Origin of the sequence: Jilunia laotingensis (genome assembly GCF_014385165.1) — a bacterium.
GTDB lineage: Bacteria > Bacteroidota > Bacteroidia > Bacteroidales > Bacteroidaceae > Bacteroides > Bacteroides laotingensis.
The window spans coordinates 2,812,418-2,836,591 of record NZ_JACRTF010000001.1 but is presented as its reverse complement, the minus strand read 5'-3'; the positions used below and the strand labels follow the sequence as shown (position 1 = coordinate 2,836,591).

General features: G+C 43.8%; 15 protein-coding genes. 8 read left to right on the top strand and 7 right to left on the bottom strand.

What is annotated here, in order from left to right; genetic code table 11:
• Positions 1-222: 222 nt before the first annotated feature.
• Genes H8744_RS10775 through H8744_RS10765 form a run of 3 tightly spaced genes read left to right on the top strand, consistent with a single transcriptional unit; the run spans position 223 to position 5,360 of the window.
• Positions 223-4,245, top strand: a complete 4,023-nt coding sequence (locus tag H8744_RS10775) for a two-component regulator propeller domain-containing protein (protein ID WP_262434821.1) — start codon at positions 223-225, stop codon at positions 4,243-4,245.
• A complete protein-coding gene (locus H8744_RS10770; RefSeq protein WP_262434820.1) occupies positions 4,242-4,787 on the top strand; it encodes a chromate transporter in 546 nt (181 codons plus the stop codon). Before H8744_RS10775 ends, H8744_RS10770 begins: the two co-directional genes overlap by 4 nt.
• 24 nt (positions 4,788-4,811) lie before the next feature.
• A complete protein-coding gene (locus H8744_RS10765; protein ID WP_262434819.1) occupies positions 4,812-5,360 on the top strand; it encodes a chromate transporter in 549 nt (182 codons plus the stop codon).
• Positions 5,361-5,487: 127 nt separating this feature from the next.
• Here H8744_RS10765 and H8744_RS10760 read toward each other — a convergent pair whose 3' ends face one another.
• Positions 5,488-6,999, bottom strand: coding sequence for a glycoside hydrolase family 10-like protein (locus H8744_RS10760; protein WP_262434818.1), 1,512 nt, complete (start codon positions 6,997-6,999; stop codon positions 5,488-5,490).
• 58 nt (positions 7,000-7,057) lie between these two features.
• Entirely contained in the window at positions 7,058-8,995 is a 1,938-nt protein-coding gene (locus tag H8744_RS10755; RefSeq protein WP_262434817.1) for a sensor histidine kinase, read from the bottom strand.
• A 180-nt stretch (positions 8,996-9,175) separates the two neighbouring features.
• Here H8744_RS10755 and uvrA point away from each other — a divergent pair, with 180 nt between their 5' ends.
• The gene (gene uvrA, locus H8744_RS10750; protein ID WP_262434816.1) at positions 9,176-11,950 is read left to right on the top strand and encodes an excinuclease ABC subunit UvrA; all 2,775 of its coding nucleotides are present in this window, start codon (positions 9,176-9,178) and stop codon (positions 11,948-11,950) included.
• A gap of 109 nt (positions 11,951-12,059) precedes the next feature.
• On the opposite strand, the gene H8744_RS10745 is transcribed toward uvrA, so the two are convergent.
• The 3 genes from H8744_RS10745 to H8744_RS10735 form a co-directional block, all read right to left on the bottom strand.
• Positions 12,060-13,994: a hypothetical protein gene (locus H8744_RS10745; protein WP_262434815.1), complete on the bottom strand. Its 1,935-nt coding sequence runs from the start codon at positions 13,992-13,994 to the stop codon at positions 12,060-12,062.
• Positions 13,995-14,099: 105 nt separating this feature from the next.
• The gene (locus H8744_RS10740) at positions 14,100-14,585 is read right to left on the bottom strand and encodes an outer membrane beta-barrel protein (protein ID WP_262434814.1); all 486 of its coding nucleotides are present in this window, start codon (positions 14,583-14,585) and stop codon (positions 14,100-14,102) included.
• A 4-nt stretch (positions 14,586-14,589) separates the two neighbouring features.
• Positions 14,590-14,820 (bottom strand): hypothetical protein, encoded by a 231-nt coding sequence (locus H8744_RS10735; protein WP_262434813.1) that lies wholly within the window; start codon positions 14,818-14,820, stop codon positions 14,590-14,592.
• Positions 14,821-14,948: 128 nt separating this feature from the next.
• Here H8744_RS10735 and H8744_RS10730 point away from each other — a divergent pair, with 128 nt between their 5' ends.
• The gene (locus H8744_RS10730) at positions 14,949-16,406 is read left to right on the top strand and encodes a glycoside hydrolase family 10-like protein (RefSeq protein ID WP_262434812.1); all 1,458 of its coding nucleotides are present in this window, start codon (positions 14,949-14,951) and stop codon (positions 16,404-16,406) included.
• A 9-nt stretch (positions 16,407-16,415) separates the two neighbouring features.
• On the opposite strand, the gene H8744_RS10725 is transcribed toward H8744_RS10730, so the two are convergent.
• Positions 16,416-17,612, bottom strand: coding sequence for a hypothetical protein (locus tag H8744_RS10725; RefSeq protein WP_262434811.1), 1,197 nt, complete (start codon positions 17,610-17,612; stop codon positions 16,416-16,418).
• A gap of 733 nt (positions 17,613-18,345) precedes the next feature.
• Between H8744_RS10725 and H8744_RS10720 the strand changes: the two genes are divergently transcribed.
• The 3 genes from H8744_RS10720 (at position 18,346) to H8744_RS10710 (ending at position 23,759) form a co-directional block, all read left to right on the top strand.
• The gene (locus H8744_RS10720) at positions 18,346-19,524 is read left to right on the top strand and encodes an ATP-binding protein (protein ID WP_305067482.1); all 1,179 of its coding nucleotides are present in this window, start codon (positions 18,346-18,348) and stop codon (positions 19,522-19,524) included.
• A 32-nt stretch (positions 19,525-19,556) separates the two neighbouring features.
• Entirely contained in the window at positions 19,557-23,111 is a 3,555-nt protein-coding gene (gene nifJ, locus H8744_RS10715; protein WP_262434809.1) for a pyruvate:ferredoxin (flavodoxin) oxidoreductase, read from the top strand.
• A 315-nt stretch (positions 23,112-23,426) separates the two neighbouring features.
• Entirely contained in the window at positions 23,427-23,759 is a 333-nt protein-coding gene (locus H8744_RS10710) for a PAS domain-containing protein (RefSeq protein WP_262434808.1), read from the top strand.
• 19 nt (positions 23,760-23,778) lie between these two features.
• Here the strand turns inward: H8744_RS10710 and H8744_RS10705 are convergent, their stop codons facing one another.
• Positions 23,779-24,114: an MGMT family protein gene (locus H8744_RS10705; protein ID WP_262434807.1), complete on the bottom strand. Its 336-nt coding sequence runs from the start codon at positions 24,112-24,114 to the stop codon at positions 23,779-23,781.
• Positions 24,115-24,174: the final 60 nt, after the last annotated feature.

Below are 24,174 nucleotides of genomic sequence, written 5' to 3'. Positions count from 1 at the left end.
TACTCTAATCACACAAAACAACGAATTGTTTTTTCTGTTTTCAAAACAAATACTCATTCAACGTTCACTATATACAAATTCAGGATCATATTAGTCAAGTAGATATAAAAAGCGGAAATCTATCCTTCTGAAATATTTTGTTATATCAAAAATACTTCCTATTTTTGTGATTCATTCACCCCCCAGGAAATCGAAATACATAATTCTAAAAGTCTTATTAGTATGAAGAAATGGCTTTTTCTCTTAGTATTACTTCCATTAACTTGTATTGCTCAAACCTATAAATACATCGGTGTAGAAGATGGCATGAGCAACCGGAGAGTATACTCCATACAAAAGGGTCCCAAAGGATATATGTGGCTCCTCACGCATGAAGGTGTAGACCGCTACGACGGTAAAGAATTCAAACAGTACAAATTAATGGATGGCAAAGAGGAAGTAAACTCATTGCTGAATCTTAACTGGCTCTATATAGATGATGAAGGTGCCATCTGGCAAATAGGGAAAAAAGGAAAAATATTCCGATATGACGAACAACATGATACATTTGTTGTAGAATATAAACTTCCGGAAGCAACAAACAAAGATATGCCTGCCCCTGTCAGCTTCAGCTTTATAGACAGCAACCACATCATCTGGCTTTGTTGTGAAGAGACAATCTATTTGTACGACACTCAGAAACGCAAAGTTACTAATCTGAAAAATGCGGTAAATGAGATGATAACCGATGTTGCTCAAATTGATGATACCCATTATTATATTGCTACGGAAGAAGGCATCCATTATGCCGAATTAAAAGACGGCACTTTATCACCTATCCATTGCGACAAGTTGGACAATATCATGATACAAATCAACGAAATATATTTCGATCAAAAAGCACGTAAACTATTTATAGGGACTTTCCAAAGAGGTATATTCGTATATGATATGAATACCAAACAAAGTTATCAGCCGGAATACAGTCTGGCAGATATGAGTATCAATGCCATTAAACCATTAAATAATAAAGAGTTATTAATCGCAACGGATGGAGCCGGAGTTTTCAAAATGAACGTAGATACCTACCACACGACTCCGTATATCGTAGCTGACTATAATAAAAATAACGGTATGAATGGCAATAATATCTATGATATTTATTTAGATGATGAAGGCAGAATCTGGATGGCAAACTACCCGATAGGAATCACTATCCGCAATAACCGATATTCAAGTTACAATTGGATCAAGCACTCCATTGGCAACAAACAATCCCTTGTCAATGATCAGGTGAATTCCATTATTGAAGATTCAGAAGGAGATTTATGGTATGCCACTAATAACGGTATAAGCTTATATAGAACACAGACAGGTGAGTGGCACTCTTTTCTAAGTTCTTTTAATGAAAAGAAGCAAAACAAGAACCATATATTTATCACCTTATGTGAAGTACAACCCGGAATAATTTGGGCAGGGGGCTATAGTTCGGGAATCCATCAGATAAACAAGAAAAGTCTGACCACAGATTTCTTCACTCCATCAGACTTCACCAATACAAACATGCGTCCTGATAAATATATCCGTACCATCATGAAAGATTCTGAAGGTATCATCTGGTCCGGTGGTTACTACAATCTAAAACAAATAAACCTGCGAGAAAAGACAATTATACCTTATAATGGGCTGAACTCTATCACAGCCATTGTTGAGAAAAACAACAAAGAATTGTGGATCGGCACTGCAACCGGTCTATTCTTGCTGGAAAAGAAAACCGGAAGTTTCGAACGAATCAAACTGCCCGTAGAATCAACCTATATTTATTCACTCTATCAGGCTGAGAACGGAAGTTTATACATCGGAACGGGTGGTTCGGGATTATTAATTTATGACCCAACCGTAAAGCTGTTTACGCATTATCATGTAGACAACTGTGCCCTTATCTCGAATAATATCTATACAATACGTTCGAACGGTGATAAAGATATTCTTATCAGCACGGAAAACGGATTGGTAAGCTTCTATCCTGAAGAAAAAGTATTCCACAACTGGACGAAGGAACAGGGGCTAATGACCATTCATTTCAATGCAGAATCGGGAACTTTACGAAAAAACGGATATTTCGTATTCGGCAGTTCGGACGGAGCCGTAGAATTCAATAAGGATATGAAGATACCGAGAACCTATTCTACAAAGATGGTTTTCAGCGATTTTCGCCTTTTCTATCAGACAGTCTATCCGGGAGATGATAATTCACCGTTGAAGATCGATATTGATGATACGAAAGAACTTTATCTAAAATATAATCAGAACATCTTTTCCATCAAAGTATCTTCTATCAATTATGATTACCCTTCAAATATTCTATACAAGTATAAACTTGAAGGATTCTTTGACGAATGGAGCCGTCCGGAAAGTGAAAACATCATCCGGTTCACCAATCTGAATCCGGGTGAATATACTTTGCGAGTTCAGGCTGTTTCGAATGAGGACAAACGAATCACCCTTGAAGAAAGAGAAATGAAAATTATTATAGCCCAACCCATATGGCTATCGCCATGGGCTTTGTTGGCTTATACCGGCATTATTCTCTTAATCGCTGCTACAGTGATCCGTATCGTGATCATGAGAAAGCAAAGAAAAATATCGGATGAGAAAATACACTTCTTTATCAATACGGCACACGACATCCGGACACCTTTAACTTTAATCAAAGCCCCACTAGAAGAATTACGCGAAAAAGAGACGCTGAGTAAGGACGGAATATCCAATATGAATACCGCGTTGCGCAATGTAAACGCTTTATTACGATTGACAACCAACCTGATCAATTTCGAACGGGCGGATGTATATTCTTCAGATTTGTATATTTCAGAATATGAACTGAATACATATATGGAAGAAACATTCAACGCCTTCCGTCCGTATGCCATGGTGAAACATATAAACTTCACCTATGAAAGTAATTTCCGTTATTTAAACGTATGGTTCGACAAAGACAAAATGGACTCCATATTGAAGAATATCATCTCTAATGCTTTGAAATATACGTTAGAAAGCGGAAGTGTACATATCTTTGTCAGTGAAAACCCAGACACATGGAGCATTGAAGTAAAAGATACCGGTATCGGTATCCCCCAAAGTGAACAAAAGAAACTGTTCAGAATGCATTTCCGTGGCAGCAACGCCATCAATTCCAAAGTAACCGGAAGTGGCATCGGATTAATGCTCGTTTGGAAACTAGTTCATCTGCACCGGGGTAAGATATATCTGAACAGCGTGGAACATCAGGGATCGCTCATTAAGATTACTTTCCCGAAAGACAATAAGCAGTTAAACAAAGCACATCTGGCAACTAAGAGCAATACAAAATTACCAGTCCAGCCAAATGAGACATTGCCGACACCGGAAATATACGAGAATGCAAAAATAAAACAGGATGAAAGCCGCCAACGCATACTGGTCGTAGAAGATAATGATGAATTACGTGATTATCTGAAACATACACTTTCGGAACAATATACTGTACAAGTATGCAGTAATGGTAAGGAAGCACTATCCATCGTAAAGGGCTATAAACCGGAACTGATCATCTCGGATATCATGATGCCCGAAATGCAAGGTGACGAACTGTGTTCTATTCTCAAAAACGATATCGAAACTTCCCATATTCCTATTATTTTATTAACAGCACTCAATGCTGAGAAAAATATTCTGGACGGCCTAAAGACTGGTGCAGACGAATATGTGGTGAAGCCCTTCAATATCGGTATTCTGAAAGCTACGATTGCCAACCTGTTGACCAACCGCGCACTCTTAAGAAGCAAATTCTCCAGTCTAGATACAGAAAATGATAAAGAAGAAGAACAGGACATACGTCTTAATTGTTCCAATGAACTAGATTGGAAATTTATCGATACGGTAAATAAGGGTATTGATGAAAATATCGACAATTCAGAATTTAATGTCGATGTACTTTGCGAACTGCTCAACATGAGCCGTACAAGTTTATATAATAAAATCAGGGCATTGACAAACCAGACGCCAAGTGACTATGTCCGCTTAATACGTCTGAAACGAGCTGCAAAACTATTGAAAGAAGGAGAGCATAACATCAATGAAATATCAGACATGACAGGTTTCAATGATGCGAAATATTTCCGTGAAGTCTTCAAGAAGCATTTTAATATGAGTCCCAGCAAATATGCAAAGGCATCCACACAAAAAGAGAAAAAAATTAAAGACAAGGAGGAATCGGAAGAGTGAATATTTATCTGGAAGCATTCGGCATCTTTTTTAAAATAGGTGCTTTTACTATCGGTGGAGGCTATGCAATGGTTCCACTTATTGAGAATGAGATAGTAAAAAAGAGAAAATGGATAGCCCAGGATGATTTTATGGATTTGTTAGCAATCTCACAATCTGCGCCTGGAATACTGGCGGTAAATATTTCCATATTCATCGGATACAAATTGAAGGGGATACGGGGCAGTATCATTACGGCATTGGGAACTGTGCTACCATCGTTTATCATTATCCTTGCCATTGCACTATTTTTCCATAATTTCAAGGACAATGTCATCGTGGAACGGATATTCAAAGGAATTCGTCCAGCGGTCGTAGCCTTGATTGCCGCACCGACATTCACGATGGCAAAATCGGCCCGGATCAACCGATATAACATGTGGATTCCCGTGGTCTCCGCACTACTGATCTGGTTACTCGGATTCTCTCCGATATGGATAATCATCGCAGCAGGAATAGGGGGATTCCTGTGGGGACAATGGAAAAGAAGAAGAAGAAACTAAATTCATCAATCATAATTATCAGCCATGATCTACTTACAGTTATTCTATACTTTTTTTAAAATCGGCCTTTTTGGTTTCGGAGGAGGATATGCCATGCTTTCGATGATTCAGGGAGAAGTAGTCACTCGTTATGGATGGGTCAGTTCACAAGAATTCACGGATATAGTTGCCATCAGTCAGATGACACCGGGTCCCATTGGGATCAATGCAGCAACCTACGTCGGATTCACATCAACAGGCAGCATCTGGGGATCGGTTATAGCCACGTTTGCCGTGGTACTACCTTCTTTCATATTAATGCTCACAATCAGTAAATTCTTTCTTAGATATCAGAAGCATCCCATAGTGGAAGCCATTTTCAGCGGACTACGCCCAGCTGTAGTAGGCCTGTTAGCCTCAGCAGCATTGGTACTGATGAATGTAGAAAACTTCGGATCTCCCACTCAAGATACCTATTCCTTTATTGTCAGCATCCTAATCTTTCTCGTTGCTTTTATCGGGACAAGAAAATACAAAACAAATCCTATATTGATGATTATTGCTTGTGGTATAGCAGGACTTCTTTTTTATTAAGTATATCATCTTCTCAAAAGCCCTACTTAACATCGTATAAAGTACGTATTTTACCCGATTAGAATACGTACTTTATACGATGTTAAGTACGTGCTTTTGCAAGTACGCTCCTACCCTTACTTTTTCTTTATAATTTTACTTTCTTGCTTACTGATTTCGATTCATTATGCAGACGATCGAGAGCAGTAACGACATAACGATATTTTGTTTTACCATTTTCATAGGGTAACTTATAGAAGTTATCTCTTGTTATGGCCACGATATGAGAAGGATCATCGATATTTACCGTTTCTTTACTGTCAAAACGATATACCACATACTGAACAGCACGGTCCATTTCGGTTTTTGCTTTCGGGGCTGTCCAAAATAGCATATATCCATCCGCAGTCCATACAGGTTTCACTTTCCGAACTTTATCCGGAGCTTCGTTGTCCATAAAGTCGAATACAGGAACGAGAGCAGGATATTTGTGATATTCCTGTACCAAGGCATCGCGATATTTCCCCGCATTCTCCACCACCGAGCTGGCAGGCCATTGGCAACTACCTCCGATCGTTTGGTAAGCACGCTGCAAAGCCATCTTACGGGGTAATTGATTGATGGAAGGATTCTTCGGATCGGCATGCTCTACAGTGTTCATCACAGATTGGCCGATGAAAAGAGGACGATTCTCCGTATGTTTTGCCCACCAGTTTACCAAAGTCTCATAATCAGCACGAGGATGACCGATTTCCCAATATATTTGCGGAATATTATAATCGATCCAGCCTTCGCGTGCCCACAGCAAGACATCAGCATACAGATCATCATAATTTTGCAGACCATTTGTCTTACTCCCCAGCGGATCAGTGCCTTCATTACGATAAATGCCGAAAGGACTGATCCCGAACTTTACCCACGGTTTTATTTCACGCACAGTCTCATGTATCTTTTTGACAAGGATGTTCACATTGCTGCGACGCCAGTCGGCTTTGTTCGTAAAACCTCCTCCGTAACGGGCGAAACTGTTATCATCGGGGAAATCTTTCCCGGCAACAGGATAAGGATAGAAGTAATCGTCCATATGGATGGCATCCACATCATAACGGGAAACGATATCGGTAATCACCATGCAAATATGCTTACGACTTTCCGGTAATGCCGGATCAAAATAGAGTTGGTTTCCATATGTAACAAACCACTCCGGATGAATGTTATATAGATGATTATCGGCAAGCGTCACGTTCAGGTTGGTTTTTGCCCGGTAAGGATTAATCCAGGCATGAAACTCCATACCCCGTTTGTGACATTCATCAATCATGAATTGCATCGGGTCCCAATAAGGAGTCGGTGTTTTACCCTGTACACCTGTCAAGAAACGGCTCCACGGTTCCAGTTGAGAAGCATAAAGTGCATCAGCCTCAGGACGTACCTGAAAAATGATTGCATTGATGCCCGCACCTTGCAATGAGTTAAGTTGTTCAATGAGTATCTGTTGTATTCTCTCCGTAGGCATACTTTTGAATTGCCCGTTAACGGTTTGGATCCATGCTGCACGAAATTCACGTTTCGGATAAGCACTACTACCCGGAGTCTGAGCCTTCATTCCCATTGAAAGGAATAAGACCGACAAAAGAATGGTAAAGGTTCTAAGATTCATATTGTTATTTTCAATCGATTATGCAGCGCAAAGATACAATAATCCGCATTATCTCCAACTATTCGGCAGGCCATTCAACGATAAATCGCGCGCCACCGTCATATGTTGTATCCAAATAGACCTTCCCATCCACAATATCCATGATCTGATGCACTACGGCAAGTCCCAACCCCGTCCCCGGAGTGAAATTATCCACTTTGACAAAACGTTCGAAAATGCTGTCCTTATATTCCTCGCTAATTCCAGGACCGGAATCTTCCACGATGAAACGTACCAAGTGATGTTGCCTGTCGTTCTCGTAACGAAGACGTATATAGCCTGATTGAGTGAACTTTGCAGCATTATTGAGAAGAGCCAGCAATACCCGCTTAACCCACGGCCCGACAGCTTGCAAAGTCACCGGTTGAGGCAAAGGTTCATATTGCATTTCGACTTCAGGCTTTACGGAAGGTCGTACTTCAGCAATACACTCCCGGCAACAAGCATCTACATCGACAGAGCGTCTAGGCATATCCTCAGTCTGCGAATCCATATCGGCAATATCCACTACATTATTTACCAGATCGAGCAGATAGGCATTGCTTGCTTCTATTTGCATGCTATATTCCCGGTTTTCTTCTTCACTTGTACCGCCATTCGCCAATAATGACGAAAATCCTACAATGGAATTAAGCGGAGTACGAATCTCATGCGTAATGTGTTGAATAAAGGAACTTTTAATGCGACTGGCTTTAATAACTGCTTTATTGGCAGCATCCAGTTTCCTATTCATAGACAATGTACGAATATAAAAATAGGCAAGAATGATAAGTAACACCAGAATACATGCACTCACCGAAAGCACGGCAATCAAACGATTCCGGCTGACTTCAGCACTCAACTCCAGTTTTTCCATCTTCAGCTTGTTCACATCGAACTGCACCGTATACTTGCTTAATTGGTCGTCCAACTCTACCGAACGAACCGAATCATTGACATGTGCATAATTGGCATATTCTTTACATGCCTCTTTCAACCGGCCGGCAATTTCAAGATATTGTGCTTTCATCAGCAGATTGGCAGGATAGCAAGCACCAATAGACTTATGATAATCCATCAATGAGTCCAAGTAACTCAATGACCCTTCCAGATCACCGAGAGTACGCGAACACATGATTTTATAGCCATACCATGCATCCTTAGCAACGCAACCCGGATGGCTCGAATAGTAACTATCAGTTTCGCGGATAAATCCATCAGCCGCAACTTTCCCTTCATGAGCTAATGTTGCTATCACTCTGAACTGAAGAAAACGCATGTACAGATTCTCCCGAATATCTTTTCCCGCAGTTTTCATTTTTTCCCGGAGCTTTTCCATACGATCGAGATAACATTGTACACCCCCGTATTCCTGCCTGGCAAGATAAGTCTGCACAATATTCAGGCAAACCACATAGGCATCATCATTATAACCGGCATCTTCAAATATCTTCAAGGCATTGTTATAATATTCCAGACAGAGCTTTACGTTGTTACTGAATACACGATGATTATAGCCGATGCACATCTCACTGCATGCATGACCATAAGAATTATTGTTTTTCTCCGCGTCTTTACTGAGGAGATCCGTTTCGGCAATGGCTTCATCCTGTCTACCGCTTTCAGTCAATCGCTGGATATATTGCCGCCACATCTGATAGCGGTCATTTGACTTATCATGGCCTTTATACCAGTCCATTAATTCATAGCAGACAACTCGCAAACTGTCCACTTCACCCAATTGATAATAATGATTGAATAAATCATTATAAGCCGCTTCAATATGCATTGTATCTTCCAACTCCCGAGCCAAATTCATATAAGCTCTGTTGACAGATACGAATTCACTCTTACCTGACAAACTTTTAGCACTGTCAGCCAACATTTTTAGATTCTTTGTTTTGTCTATGCCCCATGAAGGGTAAATACATGCAAAAAGAAGAATGACTATACAGAAAACGAACCGAATATTTTTCATGAGTCAATCCTTTTCAATATCATATTTAAATATCGTGACTAAATTACCACTTTTATTAACAAGCAGTCATAATCTATTTCAAAATATAACAAATCTTAACCCGTATAGAAAGCCTCTCCTTACTCCGTTCTGGCAATAAAATCGCTAACTTTGCCGACCATCTATAGAAAGGAACCTGATATGTCAGAAAATAAAAATATATCCATCAAAGGAGCCAGAGTCAACAACCTCAAAAACATCGACGTAGATATTCCCCGTAACAAGCTCGTTGTCATTACAGGTCTTTCGGGATCAGGCAAGTCATCCCTTGCATTCGACACGCTTTATGCTGAGGGACAGCGTCGCTATGTGGAGAGCCTCAGCAGTTATGCCCGCCAATTCCTGGGACGGATGAGCAAGCCGGAATGTGATTTTATCAAAGGCATTCCGCCTGCAATAGCCATCGAGCAAAAGGTCAACAGCCGTAACCCTCGCTCTACCGTTGGAACATCCACCGAGATATACGAATATCTTCGTTTGCTTTATGCCCGTGTAGGACGGACTTTCAGTCCTGTCAGCGGACAAGAAGTGAAGAAACATTCACCGGAAGACATTGTGAACTGCATGCTGTCTTATCCCGAAGGGACACGGTATACAGTACTTACACAGATATTGCTCCATGAAGGACGTACCCTAACGGAACAGTTGGAAATGGATCTCAAGCAGGGTTTTAACCGTCTTGAAGTAAATGGAGAAATGGTTCGCATCGACGAATATAAACCATCCCCCAAAGACGTGGTATACCTGCTTATCGATCGTATGTCGGTAACTAACTCAAAAGATGCTGTCAGCCGCTTGACGGATTCTGCAGAAACTGCCATGTATGAAGGAGACGGAACATGCATGCTCCGTTTTTACTTACCGGACGGAACAACTCGGCTGCATACTTTCAGCACCAAGTTCGAAGCGGACGGGATCACGTTTGAAGAACCGAACGACCAGATGTTCTCATTCAACTCTCCTGTCGGAGCCTGTCCCGAATGCGAAGGTTTTGGCAAGGTAATCGGAATTGACGAGCATCTTGTAGTACCCAACCGTTCGCTCTCGATTTATGACGGAGCAATTGTCTGTTGGCGCGGAGAAAAGATGGGCGAATGGAAAGACATGGTAATCCGCGGTGCTGAAAAAGCCGGACTTCCGATATTCACCCCTTACTATGAACTGACCGATGAGCAACGCTGTATGCTATGGGAAGGGACAAAATACTTTGAAGGTATCAATGCCTTCTTTAAAATGTTGGAAGAAAACCAATATAAGATACAATACCGCGTAATGTTGGCTCGATACAGGGGCAAAACGCTTTGCCCCAGATGCCACGGTACACGATTGAAGCCGGAGGCCGGATATGTACGTGTAGGCGGAAAAAATATATCCGAACTAGTAGATCTCCCTATCACGGAATTAAAGAAGTTTTTTGATGAGCTGAAGCTGAATGAGCATGATACGAATGTAGCCCGCCGCATTTTATTGGAGATCAACAGCCGTATCCGCTTCCTGATAGATGTGGGATTGGGATATCTGACACTAAACCGCCTGAGCAATTCCCTCTCAGGAGGTGAGAGCCAACGCATCAATCTGGCTACCTCCTTAGGTAGCAGCCTGGTAGGAAGCCTTTATATTCTGGATGAACCAAGCATTGGCCTCCATAGCAGAGATACTGAACGGCTGATCCATGTCTTGCGTGAATTGCAGGCGTTAGGCAATACGGTTGTCGTGGTGGAACATGATGAAGAGATCATCCGTGCCGCTGATTATATTATCGATATCGGGCCGAATGCCGGACGGCTCGGTGGAGAAGTGGTTTATCAGGGAGATATGAAAGATCTTAAAAAAGGTAGTAATAGCCATACAGTACACTATCTGTTGGGAGAAGAACAGATTCCCGTACCGGAAAACCGCCGTCCCTGGAATAATTATATCGAAATAAAAGGCGCACGTGAAAATAACCTGAAGGGAGTAGATGTCCGTTTCCCGTTGAATGTAATGACGGTAGTAACGGGAGTTTCCGGTTCGGGAAAAAGCACCTTGGTGCGTGATATCTTTTACCGGGCACTGAAAAGAGAATTGGACGAGTGCAGTGACCGCCCGGGAGAGTTCGTCTCCATCGGAGGCGATATCCGAAACCTTAGAAACATAGAGTTCGTAGACCAGAACCCGATTGGCAAGTCTTCACGCTCCAACCCGGTGACCTATATCAAGGCTTACGATGAAATCCGCAAGCTGTGGGCTGAACAGCCGTTAGCCAAACAGATGGGATACACTGCGGGATACTTCAGTTTCAATAGCGAAGGAGGCCGTTGTGAAGAGTGCAAGGGTGACGGTACGATTACGGTCGAAATGCAATTTATGGCGGACTTGGTTCTGGAATGTGAGTCCTGTCACGGAAAACGTTTCAAAGCAGACACACTGGAAGTGAAGTTCCAAGACAAGAACATCTATGACGTACTGGAGATGACCGTCAACCAAGCCATCGAGTTCTTCACCGAACATGGGCAAAAGAAGATAGTCAAGAAACTAATCCCCTTGCAGGATGTCGGCCTGGGGTATATCAAATTAGGCCAGTCCTCCTCTACCCTGTCTGGTGGTGAGAACCAACGTGTAAAACTGGCATTTTACCTAAGTCAGGAAAAGGCCGATCCTACCCTGTTTATCTTTGATGAACCGACCACCGGACTGCACTTCCATGACATCCGCAAACTACTGGATGCATTCGATGCATTGATTCGCCGCGGGCATACCATTATCATCATCGAACATAATATGGATATGATAAAGTGTGCCGACCATATAATCGATTTGGGGCCGGAAGGCGGTGATAAAGGAGGCTACATTGTAGCTACGGGAACACCGGAAGAGATCGCTGCATGCGGAGCAAGCTATACGGGCCAATTCCTCAAAGAGAAGTTGCAATATTAAAAACGGTTATTTGGAAATCATAAAAGGAAAGGAGGACTTTACAGATACGCGGCAATAAACCTGATCCTGTAAAGTCCTCCTTCAAATATAAAAACTAATAAAAGAGCCTTCACGGCATAACTCCAGTAAACAAAACTTTTTTCCCGTTTACGATGTAAATGCCTTTCAATCCCTTTGTCGATTCAACTTTCCGTCCTGTCAGATCATATATTACCGTCTCACCTTTATATTCACCTTGCTCGATTGTTTCGATACCAGACACTTCAGGATTACCTTTCCCATTCAGTAACGGAGTCGGGTCCTTACCCGGTTCCTGCCCCCAAGGAGTAGGATATTGTGTGTCATTCAACAAGATGCAAACTTGGCCACCGGCAAAGTCATCAGCCGTTTTTGCCATCAAGGAAGAATCAGGAATGTGTGCATAATCCACCCCAATAGCAGGCATATCTTCGGACGAAAGATAATAGCAGTGATGAATTGAATTAATTTGAGTTACACATCCAATTACGCTTCCACAACCACCCACTTCAGGCCCCATAAAGTCATCTATAGGAGTAACAGAACCCGTTGTATAGCAATAAATTATATCAGAAGCTGAACAACAAACACCCACCAAACCACCTGTAGAGCGTATGTTCCCGCTTACATCACCTGTGTTATAGCAATTTATTATGCTGCTACCATCCTTCCAAATCTCAGAAGTCAGCCCACCGGCAGTACCTTTACGATTGGCAATCATTCCAGCATTGTAACATTTCTCCATCTTACATTTGGAATAGGTCGGGCACTGACCTATCAAACCACCGCAGTGGCCATCGTCAATGGTAATGTTTCCCAAATTATAGCAACCAGTCAAATTGATTACAGGTGCATTCCCTGTATTGTAATACGGATTTCCAATAATTCCTCCTGTATAACACCTGTTATCAGAACGTTTTCCCGTTACTTCTATCTCTCCTTTATTCGCGCAGTTTATAATTTCAGCATATCCACCATCGCCTATAATACCTCCAATAGCTAGTGCAAAATTTGAAAACACACGCCCCGTATTAGTGCATGCCTCCAACAATTTACCGTCAGAGTAATGCCCTCCCTGTCCGAAAATTCCTCCTACATAAAGTTCTCCGGAAATTGTTCCTGTATTATCCAGATTAGAGCAAGCATAAAATCCATCAATAGCACCTGCCAATCCACCCGACATGCCTGTACTGCTGATATCTCCGGAATTAGTGCAACGGTACATTTCATGAATATTTCCAAATCCCCCCATCACCCGACCGATAATACCTCCTGTATAGATATGATATGGATTATATCCATTTTCTACTTCAATTGCTGAAATATTTCCACTGTTATGACAATCCTTGAAAACGGTCGCCTTGTCTCCTGCATAGAAAATACCGGCAATCCCTCCTATGACACACCTTTCACAATTATCGGATCTACCATAGATAGAGGACTCATTGCGGCAATTTACAAAATTCACATCAAGGGCGTATCCAGCGAATAATCCGGCACAATACCCTTCAATATTCTCCTTGTTATTATTTATAATAAGAGAATTGCTAATAGTCAAATTCCGGACATTTCCATTCTTGATCACTCCAAACAACCCCTCACAATCCTGTTGAAACGTGAGATATATTCCACGGATAGTATGCCCTTGCCCATCCAAAGAGCCTTTGAAATCTTTATCATTGTAACCAGTATATGTACCGATCGGCACCCACTGTTGCGGTGCATCCCCACCACTTATTGTCCCGTCCTTGCCAAACGTATAACCCGGGTTTAGATCGATGTCCGCTGCCAGAGCGAAATAGATCCCTTCGTATCCTACTCCATTATTTACATAATAAGACAGGTTCGCCAATTGCTGGGCATTAGTAATCCGGTAAGGAGCTTCTTCTGTCCCCATACCATCTTCATAAGGAAGGTCTTGAATCTGTTCTGTCGGATAACTCCAACCTTGTGCGTTCAAATAATTACAGTGACAGAGAACTACAACAACTGTAACCAGCACAATTCTTAAAGCATTTTTTCTCATTGTCCTTTCGTGTTTTACATAAACTGACAACAAAAATAATGTTTTTTGAATTATTCCGTTCTTCGTCCCCTATCAACTGCACTATTTTTAACAAAAGGAAGACTATCAGAAATAGAATCCGAAGCCAAGCTTAATGCCGAACTTAGAAAGATCACTGTCGTTGAAACGCCATTTATAATAAACTGCCGGTTCAAGAGTCACCGTACGTGATAAAAAGAAAGCATAGCCAGCTTCCACTCCGAGTCCCCAATCCGTATCACCATGCCCGCCATTCAATCGGTAACGGTTCAGGTCGAAACCGGCTCCCAGATAAATACCGGTTTTATTAAAATAGAACCGGCCTCCGGCCCCAATGGTATAGATATCGATCGGCTTGCTCCAGTCTGCTCCGGCATTCACCATCAACGCAATGCCTTCTGCCACAAATGTACCTACCTGGGCTCCGACACCGAATTTTGCTTTATCGTTTTTCGTATACGAAAAGTCCAGCCCGGTCAACGATGGATTAACAATCCACTTTCCTTGTTCAAACTGTGCTTTGGCACCCAACGATGCCACCAACAGACAAATAATCAATGCAACTTTCTTCATACACTCATTTCTTTAAATTATCATAATGTTCCCTCTCCTTGCGTTCTTGTTGTAACTTTTCTTTTTTCCTCAGTACCAGCCAGAGAACAAAGACAATGACATACGAAGCTGCAAGGGTTAAATATTTCTCTGTATCACCCATCTCTGTATTGCGCGGCAGTAGATAAGCTGCCGTTGCAGAAACATAGATAAGCAGGGCTACAGTCACCCAAGTTGATTTTCTAACTTTCTTCACAGGTTTATTTATTATGAATTACTAAATCATGAAACAGATAGCCATGCAAATGTAACATAATCTCACGAAACGCGCAAGAATACCGACACTTTTACTAACTTTGCGGAACTAAGTAACAAAATTAATCCATGCAACGATATATTCTTTCCTTGCTCACCTTATTTTTACTCATTCCAGCCGCAGCACAGCCTAAGTATGAAGTCCGTGCCGCCTGGGTAACGGCTGTTTATGGCTTGGACTGGCCTCGTAGCAAGGCCACCACCACTCCCGAAAGTATTCGTCGCCAGCAAAAAGAGCTGACCGACATACTGGATAAGTTGAAAGCAGCCAACTTCAACACCGTGCTGTTCCAAACACGTACACGGGGAGACGTAATCTACAAGTCATCCATCGAGCCTTTCAATTCCATCCTAACGGGAAAGACAGGCGGTGATCCGGGATACGACCCGTTGGCATTTGCCGTTCTTGAATGCCATAAACGCGGCATGGAATGCCACGCATGGATGGTGACCATTCCTTTGGGCAACCGGAGGCATGTAGCGAGTCTGGGCAACCAATCCGTCACGAAGAAGAGAAAGGAGATTTGTGTCGCATATAAAAACGAATACTTCCTCAATCCCGGACATCCTTCCACCAAAGAATATCTGATGAAGCTGGTACGGGAGGTGGTGACACGGTATGACGTGGACGGGGTACATTTCGACTATCTGCGATACCCCGAAAATGCCCCGCGCTTTCCGGACAGTTATGATTTCAAACGTTATGGCAAAGGACGTTCTTTGGCACAATGGCGCCGGGACAACCTGACGGATATCGTACGCTATATATATAAAGGTGTAAAAGAGATAAAACCTTGGGTGAAGGTAAGCACATGCCCGGTAGGAAAGTACAAAGATACCTCACGTTACTCTTCGCGCGGTTGGAATGCCTTCAACACCGTTTACCAAGATCCGCAGGGATGGTTGGGCGAAGGCATACAGGATCAGATTTATCCGATGTTATATTTCAGGCAGAATAATTTCTACCCATTCGTCCTCGATTGGCAGGAACAAAGCAACGGAAGGCAAGTGATTCCGGGCTTGGGGATCTATTTCCTTCACCCCGATGAAGGGAACTGGATACGCGAGGACATCGACCGCCAAATCAATTTCGTCCGTAGCCACGGTTTGGCAGGCGAAGCTCACTATCGCGTGCAATATCTGATGGACAACACGCAGGGCATCTACGATGAGCTGGAAGAGAACTTTTACAGATATCCCGCTCTCCAACCACCGATGCCGTGGCTTGACAATGAAGCCCCTACCGCACCGTCCGACTTAAGAATATCACCTGAAGGAAACGGTTGCCTATTGCTCACCTGGCAGGCGGCAACAGACAATGACCGGATGAATATGCCGAGATATGTGATTTATGCATCGGATACTTATCCGGTAGATACAACGAACCCGGAAAATATCATTGCGCAAAATGTGCGAGGAACTCAATATACGTATGCCCCCATCTATCCTTGGACAGAAAAGATATATTTCGCAGTAACGGCAGTGGACCGTTATGGGAATGAGGGAAAAGCAGTACAAGGATTTTAGTAATATCGGCTAGGAAATCCTTTCAATCTTTACCAATGCCCCGTACGATGTCCACCTATGTACCGGAACCAATGGAAGATATCCTGAAACAATCTTGTCGTTTTCAATTTCCAACGGATATTCAGACCTCATCCGCTCGTGGTCTTTTAATGCCTCATGGGGAGCCGGATGATAAGTAATGGAAAAACGGCCGCACGATGAAGGAGCCACATATCTGTCATACAACATATGAGCCACGACTCCCATATTCATCCGCAGGTTGATTTCGACACAGGGATGAATTCGGAATTCGGGGGCAGAACCGGGGAAACGGCAAAGCATCATATCCACGCCCAAGTAGCCGGCATAATGACGACCGAAACGCAAGGATAATTCTTCTTCAAGCACCGACTGCAATCGAAGTGTCGATTCACCCGGGACATAAGCCGAAAGCTCACGCCTCGTCTGCTCGTCGGATTGCAACACGTTGCCTTCATAGGCTCCACTCCGATTCGTGGCAAATACAGAGTAACCCACAAAACGAACCTTACCTAAACCGTCCGAACAGAATTCCATAGCAAAATCTATTACCTTATCATATACAGGCTCTGCCATTATCCCACCCTGCAATGCTGCTATCCGCTTGCACCACCCGGAAATGGAAGAAGTAAACATACCCTTGCACCAGTTCAGCCCTTTACCACTACCCGAAAGAGGGGCTTTCAACAAAGATGACTTATGCTCTTCGACAAAGCTCTGCCATTCCTCAGGCCGAGTCAGATAATGCGATTCCCCACAGAAATATTCATTCAATTGCAAACGGGATAACAACTCTACCACCTGCATACGGTGGGAAAGTCTGCGCAACTCTGCAATATGTCCCAAAGAAGGCAGCCCGTCTTCCTCTACCCCCGCAAGCAGCAGCTTTTTCCTCAAAGCCGGATTCCAGCCCCAGGGAACAGGGGTAAACTGCCCGTCCGAAGCCAGTTCCGGTGCAGTCATCAAGTCCACCGGAATTGGCAACAGACGTTGCATTTCACGGAGAAAAACAAGATTGTAAGCCGATGGCGCCAACACCGCGCTGCCGGGGGCAGCATACCATGCCGGGAGTAAAGCCAAGTCGGAAGCCATCTGCTGGGCAGAGGCCGGAGGCATATAGTTTGCTTCACCATTTGCCAATGCCAGATCGTTGTCCGGATTGAAAATATAGAGTTCTCTTTTTGACATTCTGACCATTTATCTAAACATTCAGTATCAATTATTCCAATATTTATAGTTTCGGATGACACCATCCCTTCGCTATAGGAACGAAACGGTGTGCTATCCGGGTAAAATTTCACAAATATACACAAAAAGTCCGTTATCCATCCCGTTGGATAGCTATTCCCAACGTGTCAGATAGCTATTTCTATCGTGTTGAGTAACTATTCCTCACCGATCAACCATTAATTCCTCACCGATCAACCGTCCCTTCCTCACCGACCAACCACCTCTTCCCCACCGACCAACCGTCTCTTCCTCACCGGCCCGCTCTTTTCAGCCCTAAAACCAAGTTCATTCACATTCGTTAGCACATAACAGCTCCCTAATTTCAACCTTTCCATGCCATCAAAAAGAAAGTTAAAACAATATTATTTCTCACAATTCATCGAAAGAGAACAAACTTTCACTACATTTGCAACACAACTTGCCAAGGGGGTAACAAAAGAATAAATCCTAATTCGAAATGGCTGCGTTTTTTGAAACCAAATGCCCTATTGACGGTAGATTTCACCCTCCTGAGCAGACAGGAATATCACATTGACAAAACGTCAGAATGATAAACATACTTCCGTTGAGCGATACACTCCATCGTATCGAAAGCACTAAACTTGTTAAACAAAAGCACAATTTTGCTATCTCTACTTTGCAATTATCAGAAAAAGAAGTATATTTGTACCCGAAAAACCAAAGAAAAGAAATGGAATCATTCTACCGCACACACGCATACTTGGTTGAACACACTAACGCTCCCGTTCGTCGCGACTTGATGGATGAAATTAACTGGGGCGATCGCCTGATCGGTATCAAAGGTACACGTGGCGTAGGAAAAACCACTTTTCTCCTTCAATATGCCAAAGAGAAGTTCGGAACGGATCGTTCCTGCCTTTTCATCAACATGAACAACTTCTATTTTTCCGGTCATAGCCTGGTGGACTTCGCCAACGAATTCCAACGCCGGGGCGGAAAGGTATTATTGATCGACCAGGTTTTCAAACATCCGGACTGGAGCAAGGAGCTGCGTATGTGTTACGACCGTTTTCCCAATTTGAAGATCGTCTTCACCGGTTCGTCCGTGATGCGTCTCAAAGAGGAGAATCTCGAGCTGTGCGACATCGTAAAGAGTTACAATCTGCGTGGTCTTTCATTCCGCGAATTCCTCAACCTTCAGACGGGCATGAAGTTCCGGGCATACTCACTGGAAGAAATTCTCAGCAACCACGAACAGATAGCCAAAGGGATACTTTCAAAAGTCCGTCCGATGGACTTTTTCCAAGACTATCTGCATCATGGATTCTACCCCTTCTTCCTCGAAAAGCGCAACTTCTCGGAAAATCTGCTTAAGACCATGAACATGATGGTGGAAGTAGACATCCTGCTCATCAAACAAATCGAACTGAAATATCTTTCAAAGATAAAGAAATTACTCTATCTGTTGGCGGTCGACGGACCGAAAGCGCCCAACGTAAGCCAACTCGCTACGGACATCGAGACATCCCGTGCAACAGTAATGAATTACATCAAATATTTGGCAGATGCGCGCATGATCAATCTTGTATATCCCAAGGGAGAAGAGTTCCCCAAGAAACCTTCAAAGATCATGATGCACAACTCCAACCTGATGTACTCCATTTACCCCGTCAAAGTGGAAGAACAGGACGTACTCGACACCTTCTTCGTAAACACGATGTGGAAAGACCACAAAGTACACAAGGGGGACAAAAACATCTCATTCATGGTGGACGAGGTAATGCCATTCAAGATCTGCTGCGAAGGAGTGAAAATAAAGAACAATCCCGGTGTGACGTACGCACTGCACAAAGCCGAAATAGGCAGGGAGAACCAGATTCCCCTCTGGATGTTCGGCCTTTTATATTAAATGAATTATTTACTTAAATATTAATTTTAGTTATGACTAAACAGAAGAAATTCATCACTTGTGATGGTAACCAGGCTGCCGCACATATCTCGTATATGTTCTCGGAAGTAGCTGCAATTTACCCGATCACTCCCTCCTCTACAATGGCTGAATATGTAGACGAATGGGCTGCCGCAGGACGTAAAAACATCTTCGGCGAAACGGTATTGGTACAAGAAATGCAATCTGAAGGAGGTGCTGCAGGGGCAGTTCACGGATCGCTTCAGGCTGGTGCGCTGACATCTACTTACACTGCTTCGCAGGGACTTCTTTTGATGATTCCTAATATGTATAAGATTGCCGGAGAATTCCTGCCTTGCGTGTTCCACGTATCGGCTCGTACGCTGGCTTCTCATGCACTGTGTATCTTCGGCGACCATCAGGATGTAATGTCTGCACGTCAGACCGGCTTCGCCATGTTGGCAGAAGGTTCCGTACAGGAAGTTATGGACTTGGCAGGTGTTGCCCACCTTTCTACCATCAAAGCCCGTGTTCCGTTCATGAACTTCTTCGACGGTTTCCGTACTTCACACGAGATCCAGAAGATAGAAATGCTGGAAAATGAAGACCTTGCTCCGCTGATCGACCAGGAAGCCTTGGCTGAATTCCGTGCCCGTGCATTGAACCCGATGAATCCGGTTGCCCGCGGTATGGCTGAAAATCCCGATCATTTCTTCCAACACCGCGAATCATGCAACAACTTCTATGAGGCAGTCCCGGGCATCGTAGAAGAATATATGAATGAAATCTCCAAAATCACCGGCCGCAAGTATGGTTTGTTCGACTATTACGGAGCAGAAGATGCCGACCGCGTAATCATCGCGATGGGTTCCGTAACGGAAGCTGCCCGCGAAGCAATCGACTACCTGACAAGCAAAGGCGAGAAAGTGGGTCTGGTTGCAGTTCACCTGTACCGTCCGTTCTCGGCTAAGCACTTCCTGGCTGCCGTACCTAAGACCGCCAAGACCATTGCAGTTCTTGACCGCACAAAAGAACCGGGTGCTAACGGTGAACCGCTGTACCTGGATGTTAAAGACTGCTTCTACGGTGCCGAAAACGCTCCGGTCATCGTTGGAGGCCGTTACGGTTTGGGTTCTAAGGATACTACTCCTGCTCAGATCATCTCCGTATTCAAAAACCTCGCCATGCCAATGCCGAAGAATCACTTCACTATCGGCATCATAGACGATGTTACTTTCACTTCTCTTCCACAAGAAGAAGAGATCGCATTGGGCGGTGAAAGTATGTTCGAAGCTAAATTCTACGGTTTGGGTGCTGACGGTACTGTAGGTGCCAACAAGAACTCAGTCAAGATTATCGGTGACAACACCGACAAACACTGCCAGGCATACTTCTCTTACGACTCTAAGAAGTCCGGAGGTTTCACCTGCTCTCACTTGCGTTTCGGTGACGAACCGATCCGTTCTACCTATCTGGTGAATACCCCGAACTTTGTAGCTTGCCACGTTCAGGCTTACCTGCACATGTACGATGTAACACGCGGACTGCGCAAAAACGGCTCATTCCTCCTGAACACTATCTGGGAAGGCGAAGAGTTGGCCAAGAACCTGCCGAACCGCGTGAAGAAGTATTTCGCAAAGAACAATATCTCCGTATATTATATCAATGCCACTCAGATCGCACAAGAAATCGGTTTGGGCAACCGTACCAACACGATCCTTCAGTCCGCATTCTTCCGTATCACAGGTGTAATCCCTGTAGAACAGGCTGTAGAACAGATGAAGAAATTCATCGTTAAGTCTTACGGTAAGAAGGGCGAAGACATTGTTAACAAGAATTATGCAGCCGTTGACCGTGGTGGCGAATACAAACAACTGACCGTCGATCCGGCTTGGGCAAATCTTCCCGATGATGCCAAAGTTGAAAACAACGACCCGGCATTCATCAACGAGGTGGTTCGTCCGATCAACGCACAAGACGGTGACTTACTGCCGGTATCTGCATTCAAGGGAATCGAAGACGGCACATGGTACCAAGGAACAGCTAAATACGAAAAACGTGGTGTAGCTGCTTTCGTACCGGAATGGAATCCGGAAAACTGTATCCAGTGCAACAAATGTGCTTACGTTTGTCCTCACGCTTCTATCCGTCCGTTCGTACTCGATGCGGAAGAACAGAAGGGTGCCAACTTCGAATCACTGAAAGCGGTAGGTAAGGCATTCGATGGCATGACTTTCCGTATTCAGGTAGACGTTCTCGACTGTCTGGGTTGCGGCAACTGTGCCGACATCTGTCCGGGCAACCCGAAAAAGGGCGGAAAGGCATTGACCATGAAGCATCTCGAAAGCCAGCTGGCTCAAGCAGACAACTGGACTTACTGTGCAGACAACGTGAAAACCAAACAACATTTGGTAGATATCAAAGCCAATGTGAAGAACTCTCAGTTCGCAACTCCGTTGTTCGAGTTCTCCGGTGCTTGCTCCGGTTGTGGTGAAACTCCGTACGTCAAACTGATTTCCCAGTTGTTCGGTGACCGACAGATGGTTGCTAACGCTACCGGATGTTCTTCTATCTACTCCGGTTCGGTACCTTCAACTCCGTATACCAAGAATGAAAACGGTCATGGTCCCGCATGGGCAAACTCACTGTTCGAAGACTTCTGCGAATTTGGTTTGGGTATGGAACTGGCCAACGAAAAGATGCGTGCCCGTATCGTGAAGTTGTTCAACGAGATCTTGTCTCAAGACAATGCGCCAGCCGAAGCCAAGGAAGTATTGAAAGCATGGATCGAAAACATGAACGATGCCGACAAGACTAAGGAACTCGCTCCGCAGATCGAAGCAATCATCGAACAAGGTATCGCTGCCGGTTGTCCGATCAGCAAAGAACTGAAAGGCTTGACTCAATATCTTGTAAAACGCAGTCAATGGATCATCGGTGGTGACGGTGCTTCTTACGATATCGGTTACGGTGGCCTCGACCATGTTATCGCTTCAGGCAAGGACGTTAACATCCTGGTTTTGGACACAGAAGTATATTCAAACACAGGTGGACAGTCCTCCAAGGCAACCCCGGTAGGTGCTATCGCCAAGTTCGCTGCTTCCGGTAAGCGCGTACGTAAGAAAGACCTCGGTCTGATGGCTACTACTTACGGTTATGTTTATGTTGCACAGATCGCTATGGGTGCCGATCAAGCTCAAACCCTGAAAGCAATCCGCGAAGCTGAAGCATATCCCGGACCGTCACTCATCATCGCTTATGCTCCATGTATCAACCACGGTCTGAAAGCCGGTATGGGCAAGAGCCAGGAAGAAGAAGAAAAGGCTGTTAAGTGCGGTTACTGGCACTTGTGGCGTTACAATCCTGCTTTGGAAGCAGAAGGAAAGAACCCGTTCCAGTTGGATAGCAAAGAGCCGAACTGGGATGACTTCAAAGGCTTCCTGAAAGGCGAAGTCCGTTATGCGTCTGTAATGAAACAGTATCCTGCCGAAGCAGAAGAGCTGTTCCAGGCTGCTGAAGACAACGCAAAATGGCGTTTCAACAACTACAAGCGTTTAGCTAACCAAGCTTGGGGAAATGCCGAATAAGTAATTTGAACTACTAGATAAAACGGAGTGGAAATCTTTTATAGGGTTTCCACTCTTTTTTGTTTGATCATGAATGGAATTTTATGGAAAAAACGTACTTTTGTCCCCAAACTCACACAAGCGGATAAATCACAATGATCAACACTATATATCTTTCCGTCTGTCTGGCACTATCATCTGTGAATGCCAATGGTTCGACCCATGTTGACACATCCGCCATGAACACGGCTGGTTTTTCCTGTCGAACATGAGTCATAAAATACGCATGCCACTGATTACTTTAAATACTAAATAAAACTTCAAAATAAGAATGATATGACGTACGAATGGGCAAAAGAAATGAACTGTGCCGTAACAGTTTGCGACACTGAAGGAGTTATCCTGTTTATGAACGATAAAGCTTGCAAAACATTTGCCAAACATGGCGATCTGATCGGAAAGAACCTGTTCGATTGCCACAACCTGCAATCACAAGCTAAAATCAGGGAGATGCTGGAAACAGGTGGTACCAATTCTTATACAATCGAAAAGAATGGCATTAGGAAGATGATCTATCAAACCGCATGGAAAAAAGACGAAGTCGTAGGAGGCATGGTAGAAATCTCCATGGAGATACCCGCAGAAATGCCGCATTATATAAGGAAGTAGCTATCCATACAAAATATAGCTACAAACTATCAAATTTCCAACGATAAACTGACAGATCTACGCAACCGCTTTTCTTAAAGCGGACGCCTTCACTCAGGAGCAACTCACGTTGCTCCTCCCAACCGGGCACCAACCGACCTTGAGCATTGACTACCCGATGACAAGGCAAATCCAATTCCATAGGAACCTGCTTCAGTGCCTTACCTACCATACGTGAACATTGCGGTTTTCCAAGTAAAGCAGCTATTTCCCCATAGGTAGTTACCCTTCCCACAGGAACAGAACGTACAATCTCATAGACCTCAGCGCAGAACGATTCGGAAATAGCCTCCTTGTTTACCTTGTAATCTCTCATAACTTATCAATTCAAACAACTAAAGTAGAGAAAAAGAGTCATTCAAACAAGAAAACACCC

Bases quoted from the DNA above. Each gene is read 5' to 3' on its own strand.
- H8744_RS10775 (WP_262434821.1), top strand. From the start codon at position 223: ATGAAGAAATGGCTTTTTCTCTTAGTATTACTTCCATTAACTTGTATT.
- H8744_RS10765 (WP_262434819.1), top strand. From the start codon at position 4,812: ATGATCTACTTACAGTTATTCTATACTTTTTTTAAAATCGGCCTTTTT.
- H8744_RS10760 (WP_262434818.1), bottom strand. From the start codon at position 6,999: ATGAATCTTAGAACCTTTACCATTCTTTTGTCGGTCTTATTCCTTTCA.
- H8744_RS10755 (WP_262434817.1), bottom strand. From the start codon at position 8,995: ATGAAAAATATTCGGTTCGTTTTCTGTATAGTCATTCTTCTTTTTGCA.
- uvrA (WP_262434816.1), top strand. From the start codon at position 9,176: ATGTCAGAAAATAAAAATATATCCATCAAAGGAGCCAGAGTCAACAAC.
- H8744_RS10745 (WP_262434815.1), bottom strand. From the start codon at position 13,994: ATGAGAAAAAATGCTTTAAGAATTGTGCTGGTTACAGTTGTTGTAGTT.
- H8744_RS10740 (WP_262434814.1), bottom strand. From the start codon at position 14,585: ATGAAGAAAGTTGCATTGATTATTTGTCTGTTGGTGGCATCGTTGGGT.
- H8744_RS10730 (WP_262434812.1), top strand. From the start codon at position 14,949: ATGCAACGATATATTCTTTCCTTGCTCACCTTATTTTTACTCATTCCA.
- H8744_RS10725 (WP_262434811.1), bottom strand. From the start codon at position 17,612: ATGTCAAAAAGAGAACTCTATATTTTCAATCCGGACAACGATCTGGCA.
- H8744_RS10720 (WP_305067482.1), top strand. From the start codon at position 18,346: ATGGAATCATTCTACCGCACACACGCATACTTGGTTGAACACACTAAC.
- nifJ (WP_262434809.1), top strand. From the start codon at position 19,557: ATGACTAAACAGAAGAAATTCATCACTTGTGATGGTAACCAGGCTGCC.
- H8744_RS10710 (WP_262434808.1), top strand. From the start codon at position 23,427: ATGACGTACGAATGGGCAAAAGAAATGAACTGTGCCGTAACAGTTTGC.
- H8744_RS10705 (WP_262434807.1), bottom strand. From the start codon at position 24,114: ATGAGAGATTACAAGGTAAACAAGGAGGCTATTTCCGAATCGTTCTGC.